This window comes from Planomonospora antibiotica, assembly GCF_014647955.1.
Lineage (GTDB): Bacteria > Actinomycetota > Actinomycetes > Streptosporangiales > Streptosporangiaceae > Planomonospora > Planomonospora parontospora.
In genome coordinates this window covers 116,496-128,768 of sequence record NZ_BMQE01000010.1, presented here as the reverse complement: position 1 = coordinate 128,768, position 12,273 = coordinate 116,496, and the positions used below count along the sequence as shown (strand labels likewise).

Sequence of the window (12,273 nt, the reverse complement as noted above, 5' to 3'; positions counted from 1 at the left end):
CCCGCCACCCCTCTCACCCCCCGTACACCGCCAGGTCCTTGAGCGAATATCCCCATTTGGTGCCCCGTTTCATACCGTATACACGGATGTACCGGACAGTGGCGGACAGGCCCTTCAGATCGTCCACACCCCCGTTCCCGTCGGCGACCTCGTGGATCCGCGTCCACGAGACTCCGTCGGCGGAGCCCTCGATCCGGTAGCGGGAACCGTAGGCCCGTTCCCAGCGGAGCACCACCCGGGTGATGTCGCGGGGCGCGCCGAGGTCGACCCGGATCCACTGCGGGTCGACCTTCAGGGCCGAGGCCCAGCGGGTCTTCGGGTCGCCGTCGACGGCCTTCTCCGGGCCGAGGCCGCCGGCCTCGACGCCCGAAGCGGTCACCGGGCGGCCCCGCGCCAGGTCTGAGGCGGCCGGGCGGCCGGGTTCCGGGCCGGAGACGGCCGGACGGTCCGGCACCGGGTCGGGGACGGCCGCGTAGACCGCCGCCACCTGCGCGGGCGTCAGCGCCCTGCCCGACATGACGACCTCGTCCAGCGCGCCCCCGAAGGGGCCCATCGAGCCCGTGGGCAGGTCGATCACCTCGGGCACCCGGCCCGTCCGGCGGCCGTTCACGTACAGGGTGGTGCCGCGGGGCTCGGCGACCAGGACGAGGTGGGTCCAGCGGTTCAGCGGGAGGCGGTGGCCGAAGGAGAACTCCCTGGCGCCCGAGACCGCGACCTCGCCGCCGTCGACGACGATCGCCCGGTCGAGGCGGCCGAGCAGGACGCCGCGCGCCCGGTCCTCGCTCCGCACCCACATGGAGACCGTCCACGGCGGGCTCTTCGACGCGGCGCCGAGCGCGAACCACCGGCCCCCGCCGAACCGGGCCGCGCCGCCGACCCGGCCGGGCACCGGGAACCGCGGCGCGCCGTCCGCCGCGGCGGTCGCGTGCGCGCCGCCCGTCCCGTCGGCCGCCGTGACCAGCAGCCCGTCCCGCCACGCGGCCGGGACGTGGGTGTCGCCCTCCGGAACGTGGGGCGCGTCGAAGGTGTAGCGGTGCTCCGCCCGGGCGGCCGGCTCCTCCCGGGAGACGCCCGGCGCGTCGCCCACCGCGCGCACCCTGTCCGCGAACCCCTCCGCGGCCGGGAGCCGGCTCCACGCCCGCTCGGCGAACTCCGCCCTGAGGCCCGCCAGGACCGCTTCGGCGGCCCCCGGGTCGCCGAAGACCGCGGTGTCGGCGATCAGGGCCCGGCCGAAGCCCTCGACTTCGGGAGTCCACGCCAGGAGGTCTCCGGCGTGCGAGCCCACGGCGGGGAAGGCGTCGATGACGTCGTGCTGACCGTTCCGCACGATCGCCCCGGTCTCCGGCGAGCCCTCGTTGAGGATCACCGGCCTGCCGTCCAGCGCCGGGAGGCGGTCGCGGACCCGCAGGACCGGCCTCCGGTCCGGGGTCTCGACGTGCGCGGCCAGCTCGGCCGCCCCCTCCAGCCACTCCGGCTCGTCACAGGCGTCGATCCGGCCGAGGCCGACGAGCGGCGCGTCGAACCATCCCGTGAAGGCGTCGAGCACGGCGGTGAGCCGCCGCCTCACCTCGGGATCCGCCAGGTCGGGCACGTGCTCGGCGGCGCAGCGCCGGGACGGGGTGAGCGCCGCCGTGTCCCCCAGCACGTCGATCTCCGGCACCACGGTGACGTGGTGCCGGCGGGCCGTGGCCCGGACCGCCTCGATGTCGGAGCGGGTGTACCCCAGCCCGGGGACCGCCTCGGCGAAGGCCGGATCGCGCAGCCGGAGGGCGGCGTCCCCGGAGAGCCGCAGGTAAAGCGTGTTCAGCTTCAGCCAGGACATCCGGCGGACGAGGTCCTCGATCCGTGCGACGGGCCAGAACCCGCCCTGCACGTCGAGGACGACCATGCGGCTGCCCGCCTCCGGCCGGTCCTCGACCGTGCCGTACGGCGCCCCGCCCCCGGCCCTGAGGAGCTGGAGCAGCGTGCGTCCGCCGTAGAAGAGCCCGGCCGGTGTGGACGCGGCGATCTCGACGTGCGCGCCGACCTCCATGAGGTAGCCCTCCGGAACTCCGGCGCTCTCCAGCCCTTCGGCGCTTCCCGCGCCGTCCAGCCCGGTCAGGACCACGTCACCGGCCGCCGGCTCCGGAGCCCCGCCGACGACCACCGGCACCGGCAGACCCGTCACCTCGTGCAGGTCCGCGGCGAGCCGCTCGGCCTCCTCCTTCGACTCCTCCCCCGCCAGGACACGGGAGTCGCGGCCGGGCCGGAACGACCTCTCACCGCCGTCCGCCCACCCGGCCGGCGCGGGCACCACGGCCGGGAGGGCGTCCTCCCGAATCCCGGCCCCGGCCGGCGCCGCCGCCGTCGCGACGACGAGGACGACCGCGAGAGCAGCCGCCAAGGCTCGCACCAAATATCCACACACGGGAGGTAATAATATTTATGTCCACTTTGTCCAGGTAGCCGGGACGACTGAAGGCCGGGACACGAAAAGGACACGAAAAAGAAGAGGCCGCCGATATGTGCTCGGGGGTACACACATCGACGACCTCTACCGTTGAATCGGACCCACCCCCAGGGGTGTTACAGGATTCGCCAAGATATTTTCCGCCCCCCTAAAAAGATCTTGCGCGTGCTCCAAAGTTGGAGCTCCAAATTGCCGTCATTACCCTGAGTTGTCCGGTGAATACGGCAGGATGGACCGTCGCCTCACCCCTCAGGGATGGACACGTGGCAAGTTCCGATCCTGTCTACCTGCGCGTCGTCGCCGACATCCGCCGCCAGATCGTCGACGGCTCGCTGCCCCCCGGCGCCCCGATCCCCTCCCGGGCCCAGCTGACCCGGAAGTACAACGTCGGGGAGACCGCCGCCCGCCACGCGCTGCGCGTGCTCGCCGCCGAAGGCCTCATCGTCGGCCGCGTCGGCTCCGGCCACTACGTCCGCGCCAGACCGGCGCTCGTCCCCCTGCACCGCTGGCGCCTCCCGGACCACGCCGCCCCCTTCGGCGCCGACCTGCAGACGCAGGGCTCCCGCATCACCTGGGACTGGCGGGCCGAGCAGGTCGAGGCCACCGCCGACATCGCCCACCGCCTCCACCTGGCCGAGTCGACCCTGCTCACCCGCACCCGCTACGTCTTCCGCGGCGACGGCAGGCCCGTCCAGCTCGCCGTCTCCTACGAATCCGCCGAGCTCGCAGAGACGACCCCCGAGGACCCCCCGCGCGGTCTGATCGCCCGGCTGTCCTCGTCCGGCGCGAAGATCACCGAGATCGTCGAGCAGGTCTCCTCCCGTGTCCCCGAACCCGCCGAGATCGACGCCCTGGACCTGCCCGCCGGCGTGCACGTCCTGCACGTCGAGCGCACCCACTGGGCCGGCGACCGCCCGGTCGAGACGAGCGACATCGTCATCCCCGGCGACCGCTTCCGCCTGGTCTACTCCCACTCGCTCCACCCGTAGGCAGGTCCCGCCGATCGCGTTATAGGTCAGATGACCTATATTGAAGCCATGAATGATGATCTGCGGTTCGATCCCGACGGCCCCGTGCTGCTGGTGGGCGGGTACGGCGTCGTCGGCGCCGAGCTGGCCAGGCTCGCCGCGCCCTCCTGGCCCCTGCTGCTGACCGGCCGCACCCCGGCGAGGAGAGCGTCCCTGGCCGAGGAGACCGGCGCCGAGATGCGCCGCTGGGACCTGTCCGATCCCGCCCCGTTCTCCGCGGCGGTGCGCGCCGTCGTCGGTGTGGTGAACGACCCCGACGACCGGGTGCTGCGCGCCGCCGTACGGGCCGGGGTCCCCTACGCCGACGTCACCCGGTGGACCGCCCGCCTGCAGCGGGCGGCGACCGTGGCCGCGACGCTGCGCCCGGCCGCGCCCGTGCTGCTCTCCTCCAGTTGGATGGGGGGTGTCGGCGCCCTGGTGGCCGCGACGCTGGCCACCCGGATCGGCGGAGCCGACGCGGTCGAGATCGCGGTGCGTTGGGATCTGAAGGACCGGGCGGGCGCGGACTCCGTGGAGTTCATGGACCGGCTCGGCCTGGAGTACGAGATCACGGAGGCCGGCCGACGGCGTCTGATCATGCCGCTCACCGACGCCCGCACCGTCATGATCGGCTCCTCGCGCACCCGGGTGGCGCGGATCGACACGCCGGAGCAGTTCACCCTGCCGATCACCCTCGGTGTGAGCACGGCGGCCACCCGGATCGGTTTCAGTTCCCCCGCCCTGACCTCGGCGCTGCTGGCCGTCAAGCGGTCCGGGTTCTTCCGGTGGGGGCGCGGCGAGCGCTGGACGCCGCTCCGCCGCTCCCTGCTCTACTCCGCCGGTGAGGGCGGGGTGGCCCGGCTCCGGATCGACGTCACCGGCCCGGCCGGGACCCGTACGGCGACCGTCGCCGATTCCCGCGGGCAGGCGCACCTGACCGCGGTCGGGGCGCTGATGGCGCTGCGCAGGATCCTGGGCGCCGACGGCGCCGCCCCGCCGGAGGGCGTGGTGTTCCCGGAGGCGACCCCGCGCCCCCTGGACGTGCCCGGCTTCCTGGAGTCCGCAGGAGTCGCCGTCGCCGAGGAGGCCGGTCCCGCGGCACGGCGGGCCGCATGACGCCTCGCGGGACGGACCGTCCGGCGGGAACGGCGCACCCGGCCGGAACGGATCGTCCGGTGGAAGCAGGGCGTCCGCCTGGGGCGGATCGTCCGGCCGCGGCGGACCCCACGGCCCCGTCCGCGCCGGCCCCGCGGCCGGACCGCCCGTCACGGCCGACCGCCAAGGGGAGCAGCCGCCGGGAGGAACTGCTCGACGTCACCGAGCGCGTCCTGGTGGAGCGCGGGAACGCGGAACTGTCCCTGCGTACGGTCGCCGCCGAGGCGGGGGTCCGTCTGGGGCATCTCCAGCACTACTTCCGCACCCGGGCCGACCTGGTCCAGGCCGTGCTGGCCCGGGTGCTGGACCGCTCCCTGAAGGAGGTGGCCGACGTAACGGGCTCGGCGGGCGGGGCCGTGGAACCGGTGGTGCGGAGCCTCCTGGCGCAGCAGGAGGACGACCGGCTCGTCCGCCTGTTCACCGAGATCTGGGCGCTGGCCGCCCACGACGGATCCGTCGCCGCCGAGGTCCGGGCCTTCTACCGGGAGTACACCGGGCACGTGGCCGAGTTCGTCCGCCGCCGGGACCCCGGGCTCCCGGCGCACCTGTGCCGGGCGCGGGCCGAGACGTTCGTCATGCTCATCGAGGGGGCCTCGCTCTTCCGCTCGGGCGTCGCCGCGGAGGCCTCGGCCGCGACGGACGCCGAGCTGACCGGGCTCGCCGCCGCCCTGCTCGGCGGAGACCTCCCGGCCGTCCCCTGATCGGGGAGAGCGCCTGGTCGCGGAGCCTCCGGGAGGCACGGCCGCAGGCTCCGCGATCAGGACGAATGTCGGTGCCGCCTGGTACAACCGACCCGGGTTCCCGAGCCGGAGGTGCCGATTGCGCGTCAAGGACATGCCCCCGACCGACCAGCCGCGCGAGCGGCTCCTCTCGCTCGGCGCCACCGCCCTGGCCGACCGGGAGCTCCTCGCCCTGCTGCTCGGCTCGGGCGGCCGCGGCACCAACGCGGTCGAGCTGGCCTCCGAGCTGATCGCCCACTGCGGCGACCTGCGCGGCCTGGGCCGCTCCGACGCGCACCGGCTGATGACCATCCGCGGCATCGGCCCGGCCAAGGCCGCCCGGATCATCGCCGCCTTCCACCTCGTACGGCAGGCACAGGCGGAGCCGGAGCGCCGCCGCGTCACCGGCTCGGCCGACCTGGCGGCCGTCGCCTCCCCGCTCCTGCGGCACCTCGGCCACGAGCGGGTGGTCGCCGTGGTCTGCGACTCCGCCGGCGCGGTCACCCGCCGGGCGATCGTCAGCGAGGGCGGCGCCGACCACGCCCCGGCGCCCGTCCGCGAGATCATCACGCTCGTCCTCACCTCCGGCGGCTCCTCCTTCGGTCTCGCCCACAACCATCCCGGCGGCTCCCTCGACCCCAGCCCCGCCGACCTCGACGTCACCGCCCGCCTCCGCGAGGCCGCCGAGACCGTCGGCCTGCGCTTCCTCGACCACGTGATCGTCACCGACACGGCCTGGCGCCGCATCGCCGGGTGACTCCGCCGCCCGCCCATCGACCGCGCCGCCGACCGGATCGCCCGGCCGATCCCAGCCGATGTGCTTCCCAGCCGGAATCGACCGGGGTGCTTCCCGGCCGCCGCCGCACCCGGAACACGACGGCGGCCGGAAATCCATGGCGGTGGCCCGGCTCCCCCTCCGGGGCCGGGCCACCGGACCCGCCGGGCCGGTGCTCCACCGGCGGGTGCACGGGGCCTGCCGCCGAATCCCCCGCCTTCACACGGCGGGAGGCTCACGACAGGTCTGAGCCCGGCAGCAGGTGGGATGTGAGGGACTGCTGCCGGGGGTTCTCGATCGGTGGCCCCGCGCCCCCCTCAAGGTCGCGGGACCACCGCCCGGCCCTTCCGGTGACCCCTGGCACACGGAAGGACCGGGAGCTCTCTGATGCCGGACGCGCCTACCGGCCCATCGACGCGGACCTCTCACCGGCCGCCGCCAGCACGGAAGCCCCGGTGGTCCTCAGACCGGGGTCCTCGACCCGGCCCGTCAACGCGGTCGCTCCGGCCGACCGGCCGGACCTCGGTACGGACGGCCCGGCCGAACCCGTCAGCGGGCGCTTCCCATCAACAGCAGGAACCACAGTTCCTCCGCCTCCTTCACCCGCACCCACGGCGACTCGTGCACCACCACCGCGTCTCCCAAGCGGTGCGTACGCCGGACGAACATCAGCCCGCCCGCCTGGCAGAGTTCGTAGAACGTCGCCTTGCAGCAGCATGTGTGCTCCTTCACCCGGATCCGATCGGCTCGCGGCACCTCCGGCCGCCAGTCGATCCGCTGATGCCTCTCCCGCAACGCCCCCACATGACGACCGTGAAGCTCCTCTCCCAGCGCCACGACCATCACATTCGCCTCCTGCACGGCCACAGGAAGACCATACGTCTAGTTGTATCCTCTCGTCAAAGTCGAAGTATTTCGCCTCAATAGATGTCCCATTTTGCACAGGATCGTTCCCGTTCGTCTATCTTCGGAGAGTGCTCGATCCCGACGGCGACACTCATCTCTATCTGCAGATCGCTGAGATCATCCGGCAGCGAATCACTGAAGCGGGACTTCCGCCAGGACATGTGGTCCCCAGCGAGGCCGACATCCGAAATGAGTTCGGTGTGGCGAGGACGACCGCCAGACGAGCCGTGCAGATGCTTCGTGAGGAAGGGCTCGTCTACACGGTCCAAGGTGAGGGCACCTTCGTCGGCCCACCGGACAAGGGCGCCCGGCAAACACGGAAGACCCCGATGTACCGGCAGATCGCAGAAGACCTCGTCGAGCGCATCCGTGGTGGCGACCTACGCCCTCGCCGCTCCATCCCCAGTGAAACAGCGCTGGTGGAGCAGTACGGAGTGGCCAGGGAGACAGCCCGCCGCGCGGTCGGCCTGCTTCGCGAGCAGGGATGGATCTACACCGTGCCGCAACGAGGCAGCTTCGTCTCCCCCCGGGAGAAATGGCCGCACGAGTGACCCTGGAACTTCTCCGGTTTCCTCACCTAGATGTACCGCCACGTCTAGCTTTTTACCCGTGCCTGACAGAGACGGACCCGTACCGGTCTACATGCAGATCGCCGATCTCGTGCAACGACGCATCGAGGATGGAGAGCTCTCTCTTGGCGAGGGGGTGCCCAGCGGAGCAGAACTCGAAGCCGACCATGCCATCGCCCGAACGACGGCTCGCCGTGCCGCCCGGGAACTCCGTGATCGCGGTCTGGTTCACACGGTCCAGGGCAGGGGCACCTTCGTAGGCCCTGTGGGCACCCCTCTCATCCCCCGCAGGACACCTCTGTACCAGGAGATCGCAAACGGGATCATCGAAGAGATCCGGCGGGGAGCAATCAAGGTCAACCGACGAATCCCCAGCGAGAAGACCCTCATGCAGCGGTACGGCGTATCCAAGCTGACCGACGGGCCGTTCGCCGAGACCAAGGAGGTCGTCGCGGGCTTCTCCCTGATCGAGTGCGCCGACCTCGACGAGGCCCTGGAGGCGGCCGCCCGGCATCCCGTGGCCCGGCACGGCACGATCGAGGTCCGTCCGCTTCTTCCGGCATGAGCGCGCCCTCCCCTCTCCGGCCGGACGCTCCCCGCCACCCGGCGGTCCCCCCCGTGACGGCCGGAGGAGGTTCCAGCGAGGTCGAGGCGGCCGTCGCCGGGGTCTTCCGGGAGGAGTGGGGGCGGATCGTCGCGACCCTCATCGGGCTGACCGGCGACTGGGACCTGGCCGAGGAGTGCGCGCAGGACGCCTTCGCGCGGGCGCTCCAGCGCTGGCCGTCCGACGGCGTGCCGCGCAACCCCGGGGCCTGGCTGACCGTCACCGCCCGCAACCGGGCCGTCGACCTGCTCCGCCGGCAGGCCGTGGTCGCGGCCAAGCTGCGCGAGGCGGCCCTGCTGGAGGCCGCGGCCGGGCGGGGCTCCGGAGCCGGCGCGACCGGCGGGCACGACGGCGGCGACGGCGACGGCGAGGAGGGACGGGAGTCGGACGCCAGCGTGCCGGACGACCGGCTGCGGTTGATGTTCACCTGCTGCCACCCGGCGCTGGCGTTCGAGGCCAGGGTCGCGCTCACCCTGCGCACCCTGGCGGGCCTGGCCACCGCCGAGATCGCCCGGGCGTTCCTGGTCTCCGAGGAGACCATGTCCAAGCGGCTGACCCGGGCCAAGAACAAGATCCGCAACGCGGGCGTCCCGTACCGGGTGCCGCCCGCCCGCCTGCTCCCGGAGCGGACCGCCTCCGTCCTGGGCGTGCTGTACCTGCTGTTCAACGAGGGCTACGCGGCCGGCTCCGGCGCCGATCTGCTCCGCCGGGACCTGACCGCCGAGGCCGTGCGGCTGGCCCGGCTCCTCGCCCGGCTGATGCCGGACGAGCCCGAGGCCGGCGGTCTGCTCGCGCTGATGCTGCTGCACGACGCCCGCCGTACCGCACGCCTCGACGCGGCGGGTGAGCCGGTACCCCTGGAGGAGCAGGACCGCACGCGGTGGGACGCGGCCGCGGTCGCCGAGGGCGTGCGGGTGCTGGAGGACGCGCTGCTGCTGCGGCGGCCCGGGCCCTACCAGGTCCAGGCCGCCATCGCCGCGTGCCACGCCACCGCGGCCACCGCCGCCGAGACCGACTGGGCCCAGATCGCCGCGCTGTACGGCGTGCTGGCGCGGCTGGTCCCCTCCGCGGTGGTGGGCCTGAACCGGGCGGTCGCCGTGGGCATGGCAGAAGGCCCGGCCGCCGGACTGGCGCTGGTGGAGCGGCTGGAGGCGGCCGGAGAGCTGGGCGGCTACCACCTGCTGCCCGCCACCCGCGCCGACCTGCTGCGCCGCCTGGGCCGCGCGGACGAGGCGGCGACCGCCTACCGCGCGGCGATCGTCCTGGCGCCCACCGGCGCCGAGCGCCGCTACCTCGCCCGGCGGATCGCCGAGGTGACGGGGCCGCGGACTCCCTGAGATTTCCGAGGATTCCTCCCGCGGACCTGTCCGTCCGGCCCCGATCCGTTCGTCGCCAGGTCGGACACACCCGCATACGAGGGAAGAGGGTTCCCATGGAGAAGGTACGTTCCGCCGACGGCACCGAGATCGCGTTCGACCGGCTGGGCGACGGGCCGCCGGTCGTCCTGGTGAGCGGCGCCTCCTGCACCCGGGCGGTCCACGCGCCTCTGGCCGGGCTGCTGGCGGCGGAGTTCACGGTGCTGAACCACGACCGCCGGGGACGGGGCGGGAGCGGTGACACCGCGCCGTACACGGTCGAGCGGGAGATCGAGGACCTCGACGCGCTGATCGGCGCGGCCGGCGGGTCGGCCGCGCTCTTCGGCAACTCCTCCGGAGCGGTCCTCGCCCTGCGCGCGGCGGCGGCCGGTCTGCCCGTCACCCGGCTGGCGCTCTGGGAGCCGCCGTTCATGCTCGACCCGGACGCCCCGCGCAGGCAGTGGGAGTACGCCTCCCGGCTCGCCGAGCTGCTCGGCGCGGGCCGTCGCGGCGACGCCATGGCGCTGTTCATGGCGACCGTGGGCCTGCCCGGGGAGATGGTCGAGACGATGCGCCGGGCGCCGATGTGGCCGGAGCTGGAGGCGTTGGCCCACACGCTCGCCTACGACGCCGCCGTCATGGGCGACGGCACGCTCCCGCCCGGCCTGATCTCCTCGGTCAAGGCCCCGGTGCTCGTCCTGCACGGCACCGGGACCGGGTCCTGGACCGGCGAGATGGCACGGGCGCTCACCGCCGCCCTGCCCGACGCGCGCTCCCAGGTCCTGGAGGGCCAGAGCCACGACGTGGACTGGGAGGTCCTGGCCCCCGCGCTGAGGGGATTCCTGATGGAGTAATCGGAGGAACCGGACCCGGCAAGAACGTCCGGCCCGGACCGGCCGCCCTCCCGCGGCCGGTCCCCACCTCCGTCCACGCCGTGGTCGCGCCGTCGCTCACGCGGACACCGCATGCCGGGTCATGATCGCCCGTGGACGTTGACCTCGCCGTAGCGTCAACCTCTCTAATGGGCGCATGCGAATCGGAGAGCTGGCCGCCCTGATGGGCGTGTCGACCAGGACCGTGCGCCAACCAGGAGAACCGGCGGCTCATAGCGGGAAGCATGTCGATGGCCGGGGCAACCAGACGGCCGCCCATGCTCCGGCACGGCGCGTTCGAGTTCCGGGTGGTCTTTCCAGCGTGAACACGCCACAAACGCCATGCCGACACCCATCGGGCGCTGCCCAGCCTCGCCTGCTCCACGATCTGCCTACGCAGGCTGCACCCTCACCGCGGTGATCCCTCGCCCGCCGCGCGGCCGTAGCCGACGACGGCCGTGACGATCCGCTCTGCCACCTCGACAACGTCTTCGGCGATCGGCTGCACAGCAGGCGGATCACCAACGTACTGCTCGGCTAGCATCCCCTGACGGTGCAACGACTGCACGACAGCGTCCTTGACCAGTCGACGTGCGAGATGCCCAGGCACGGCGAACGCCAGGACGTCCAGGTCTTCACGCGCCAGCTCGCTGTATCGAGCCGCCAGCCGACCTATTTCGGGATCGCTGTCGTGCAGGTGCAGCCAGATCCGTACCGCTGGCGGAAGGCCGGTCCCTCCCACGTAGATCACGGACTCCTGCCGTGAGCCCGCCCTGACCCACACGTAGACCCACGAGCCGACAGCGGTCAACTCACCACCACGCACGCGCAGCAGCTTCATGTCGCTCTCCACCACAGCAGCATGCCAGGGCAGCGGGCAGCACAGCGGCCCACCTCGAACCGAAATGATCCCTAAGCCCCCGTCAATCACGCAGGGTTCTACGGGAAGAGCGGACGCGGACCGCCACCAAGCAAGTGATATCATTTATCATCTTTGATTGATATCATTCCTTCATGAAGCAGTTACTTCTTCGCATCGACGACGATCTCCACCAGCGCATCACCCGACGGGCCCAGCGGACTGGCCGCTCCATCAACGCCACCGCCGGCGAGATCCTCGCCCGCGGCGTGTCCGACGAAGTTCTGGACGCCCGGGCGGAGCTTCGCGCGCGCGCCCGGAGGCTCGGCGTCCTCGCCGACCCCCTTCCCTCCACTCCGGTCGCCGAGGCCGAGCGTGAACGCGCACTGTCCAGCACCAAGGGTCTCGGCCCCATCCTCGACACCCTCTGGGCCGAAGGCCGCTGAGCCGGATGCTCACCTACATCGACTCTTCCATCCTGGCCTGCGCGTACCTCTTAGACGAACCCGGGCACGACCGGGCACGCACCCTGCTCCAGAGCTCTGACCATCTTCTTGTCACCGGCACCTTGACCGTCGTGGAGGTGACCGGAGTGCTCGTCCGCGCCTCCCGCTGCCGTCGATTACTGGAGCTGGACATGACGCTCGCCGCCCTCGCGTCGGACCTCGGAGAGGACGGCCCGGTCACCCTGGTCGCCGCACCCCGCGACACCCTGGAGCGCAGAGCCACCCAGATCGTGTACGCCCACGGGCTGAGGGCCCTCGACGCGATCCATCTCGCGACCGCCGAGCTGGCCGCCGTCCCGCTACTGGAGAGTCCAGGAGACAAGCTCGGTTTCGCCAGCCGTGACGCCGCCCAATCCGAAGCGGCCACGGCACTCGGCTTCACCCCGGTGTGATGGTGCCTCCGCCCCGTGCGGCGGTGACTCACCGTCGCCCACACGAACACCGCATGCCGGGTCATGATCGCCCGTGGACGTTGACCTTGCCGTAGCGTCAACGTC

The 12,273-nt window shown here is 72.6% G+C and carries 13 protein-coding genes; 10 read left to right on the top strand and 3 right to left on the bottom strand.

The window, feature by feature from the left end; all coding sequences use genetic code 11:
- Window positions 1-13: 13 nt before the first annotated feature.
- Window positions 14-2,383 (bottom strand): discoidin domain-containing protein, encoded by a 2,370-nt coding sequence (locus IEZ06_RS12330; protein WP_189236817.1) that lies wholly within the window; start codon window positions 2,381-2,383, stop codon window positions 14-16.
- A 329-nt stretch (window positions 2,384-2,712) separates the two neighbouring features.
- Between IEZ06_RS12330 and IEZ06_RS12325 the strand changes: the two genes are divergently transcribed.
- The 4 genes from IEZ06_RS12325 (at window position 2,713) to IEZ06_RS12310 (ending at window position 6,087) form a co-directional block, all read left to right on the top strand.
- The gene (locus IEZ06_RS12325; RefSeq protein WP_189236816.1) at window positions 2,713-3,438 is read left to right on the top strand and encodes a GntR family transcriptional regulator; all 726 of its coding nucleotides are present in this window, start codon (window positions 2,713-2,715) and stop codon (window positions 3,436-3,438) included.
- A 48-nt stretch (window positions 3,439-3,486) separates the two neighbouring features.
- On the top strand, window positions 3,487-4,572 hold the full coding sequence (locus tag IEZ06_RS12320; protein ID WP_189236815.1) for a saccharopine dehydrogenase family protein: 1,086 nt from the start codon (window positions 3,487-3,489) through the stop codon (window positions 4,570-4,572).
- A 59-nt stretch (window positions 4,573-4,631) separates the two neighbouring features.
- Window positions 4,632-5,312 (top strand): TetR/AcrR family transcriptional regulator, encoded by a 681-nt coding sequence (locus IEZ06_RS12315; RefSeq protein ID WP_229798013.1) that lies wholly within the window; start codon window positions 4,632-4,634, stop codon window positions 5,310-5,312.
- A gap of 133 nt (window positions 5,313-5,445) precedes the next feature.
- Window positions 5,446-6,087, top strand: coding sequence for a JAB domain-containing protein (locus tag IEZ06_RS12310; RefSeq protein WP_229798011.1), 642 nt, complete (start codon window positions 5,446-5,448; stop codon window positions 6,085-6,087).
- 567 nt (window positions 6,088-6,654) lie between these two features.
- On the opposite strand, the gene IEZ06_RS12305 is transcribed toward IEZ06_RS12310, so the two are convergent.
- Window positions 6,655-6,972: a hypothetical protein gene (locus IEZ06_RS12305; RefSeq protein ID WP_229798010.1), complete on the bottom strand. Its 318-nt coding sequence runs from the start codon at window positions 6,970-6,972 to the stop codon at window positions 6,655-6,657.
- Between the two features lie 107 nt (window positions 6,973-7,079).
- Between IEZ06_RS12305 and IEZ06_RS12300 the strand changes: the two genes are divergently transcribed.
- From IEZ06_RS12300 to IEZ06_RS12285, 4 genes are all read left to right on the top strand, one after another.
- Window positions 7,080-7,562: a GntR family transcriptional regulator gene (locus IEZ06_RS12300; protein ID WP_068896971.1), complete on the top strand. Its 483-nt coding sequence runs from the start codon at window positions 7,080-7,082 to the stop codon at window positions 7,560-7,562.
- A 58-nt stretch (window positions 7,563-7,620) separates the two neighbouring features.
- Complete coding sequence (locus IEZ06_RS12295; RefSeq protein WP_203871886.1) at window positions 7,621-8,145, top strand: GntR family transcriptional regulator; 525 nt, start codon at window positions 7,621-7,623, stop codon at window positions 8,143-8,145.
- A 53-nt stretch (window positions 8,146-8,198) separates the two neighbouring features.
- On the top strand, window positions 8,199-9,521 hold the full coding sequence (locus IEZ06_RS12290) for an RNA polymerase sigma factor (RefSeq protein WP_229798008.1): 1,323 nt from the start codon (window positions 8,199-8,201) through the stop codon (window positions 9,519-9,521).
- A 95-nt stretch (window positions 9,522-9,616) separates the two neighbouring features.
- Window positions 9,617-10,393 carry an alpha/beta fold hydrolase gene (locus tag IEZ06_RS12285; protein WP_189236811.1) on the top strand — a complete coding sequence of 259 codons (777 nt, stop codon included), beginning with the start codon at window positions 9,617-9,619 and terminating at the stop codon, window positions 10,391-10,393.
- Window positions 10,394-10,820: 427 nt separating this feature from the next.
- Here IEZ06_RS12285 and IEZ06_RS12280 read toward each other — a convergent pair whose 3' ends face one another.
- A complete protein-coding gene (locus tag IEZ06_RS12280) occupies window positions 10,821-11,252 on the bottom strand; it encodes a hypothetical protein (protein ID WP_189236810.1) in 432 nt (143 codons plus the stop codon).
- Window positions 11,253-11,425: 173 nt separating this feature from the next.
- On the opposite strand from IEZ06_RS12280, the gene IEZ06_RS12275 reads away from it, so the two are divergent.
- Both IEZ06_RS12275 and IEZ06_RS12270 read left to right on the top strand, forming a co-directional pair.
- On the top strand, window positions 11,426-11,716 hold the full coding sequence (locus tag IEZ06_RS12275; protein WP_189236809.1) for a FitA-like ribbon-helix-helix domain-containing protein: 291 nt from the start codon (window positions 11,426-11,428) through the stop codon (window positions 11,714-11,716).
- A 5-nt stretch (window positions 11,717-11,721) separates the two neighbouring features.
- Window positions 11,722-12,168, top strand: coding sequence for a type II toxin-antitoxin system VapC family toxin (locus IEZ06_RS12270; RefSeq protein WP_189236808.1), 447 nt, complete (start codon window positions 11,722-11,724; stop codon window positions 12,166-12,168).
- Window positions 12,169-12,273: the final 105 nt, after the last annotated feature.

What these genes read in the sequence shown, in the direction of transcription:
- IEZ06_RS12320 (WP_189236815.1), top strand. Translation starts at nt 3,487, where the DNA reads ATGAATGATGATCTGCGGTTCGATCCCGACGGCCCCGTGCTGCTGGTG.
- IEZ06_RS12310 (WP_229798011.1), top strand. Translation starts at nt 5,446, where the DNA reads ATGCCCCCGACCGACCAGCCGCGCGAGCGGCTCCTCTCGCTCGGCGCC.
- IEZ06_RS12285 (WP_189236811.1), top strand. Translation starts at nt 9,617, where the DNA reads ATGGAGAAGGTACGTTCCGCCGACGGCACCGAGATCGCGTTCGACCGG.
- IEZ06_RS12280 (WP_189236810.1), bottom strand. Translation starts at nt 11,252, where the DNA reads ATGAAGCTGCTGCGCGTGCGTGGTGGTGAGTTGACCGCTGTCGGCTCG.
- IEZ06_RS12275 (WP_189236809.1), top strand. Translation starts at nt 11,426, where the DNA reads ATGAAGCAGTTACTTCTTCGCATCGACGACGATCTCCACCAGCGCATC.
- IEZ06_RS12270 (WP_189236808.1), top strand. Translation starts at nt 11,722, where the DNA reads ATGCTCACCTACATCGACTCTTCCATCCTGGCCTGCGCGTACCTCTTA.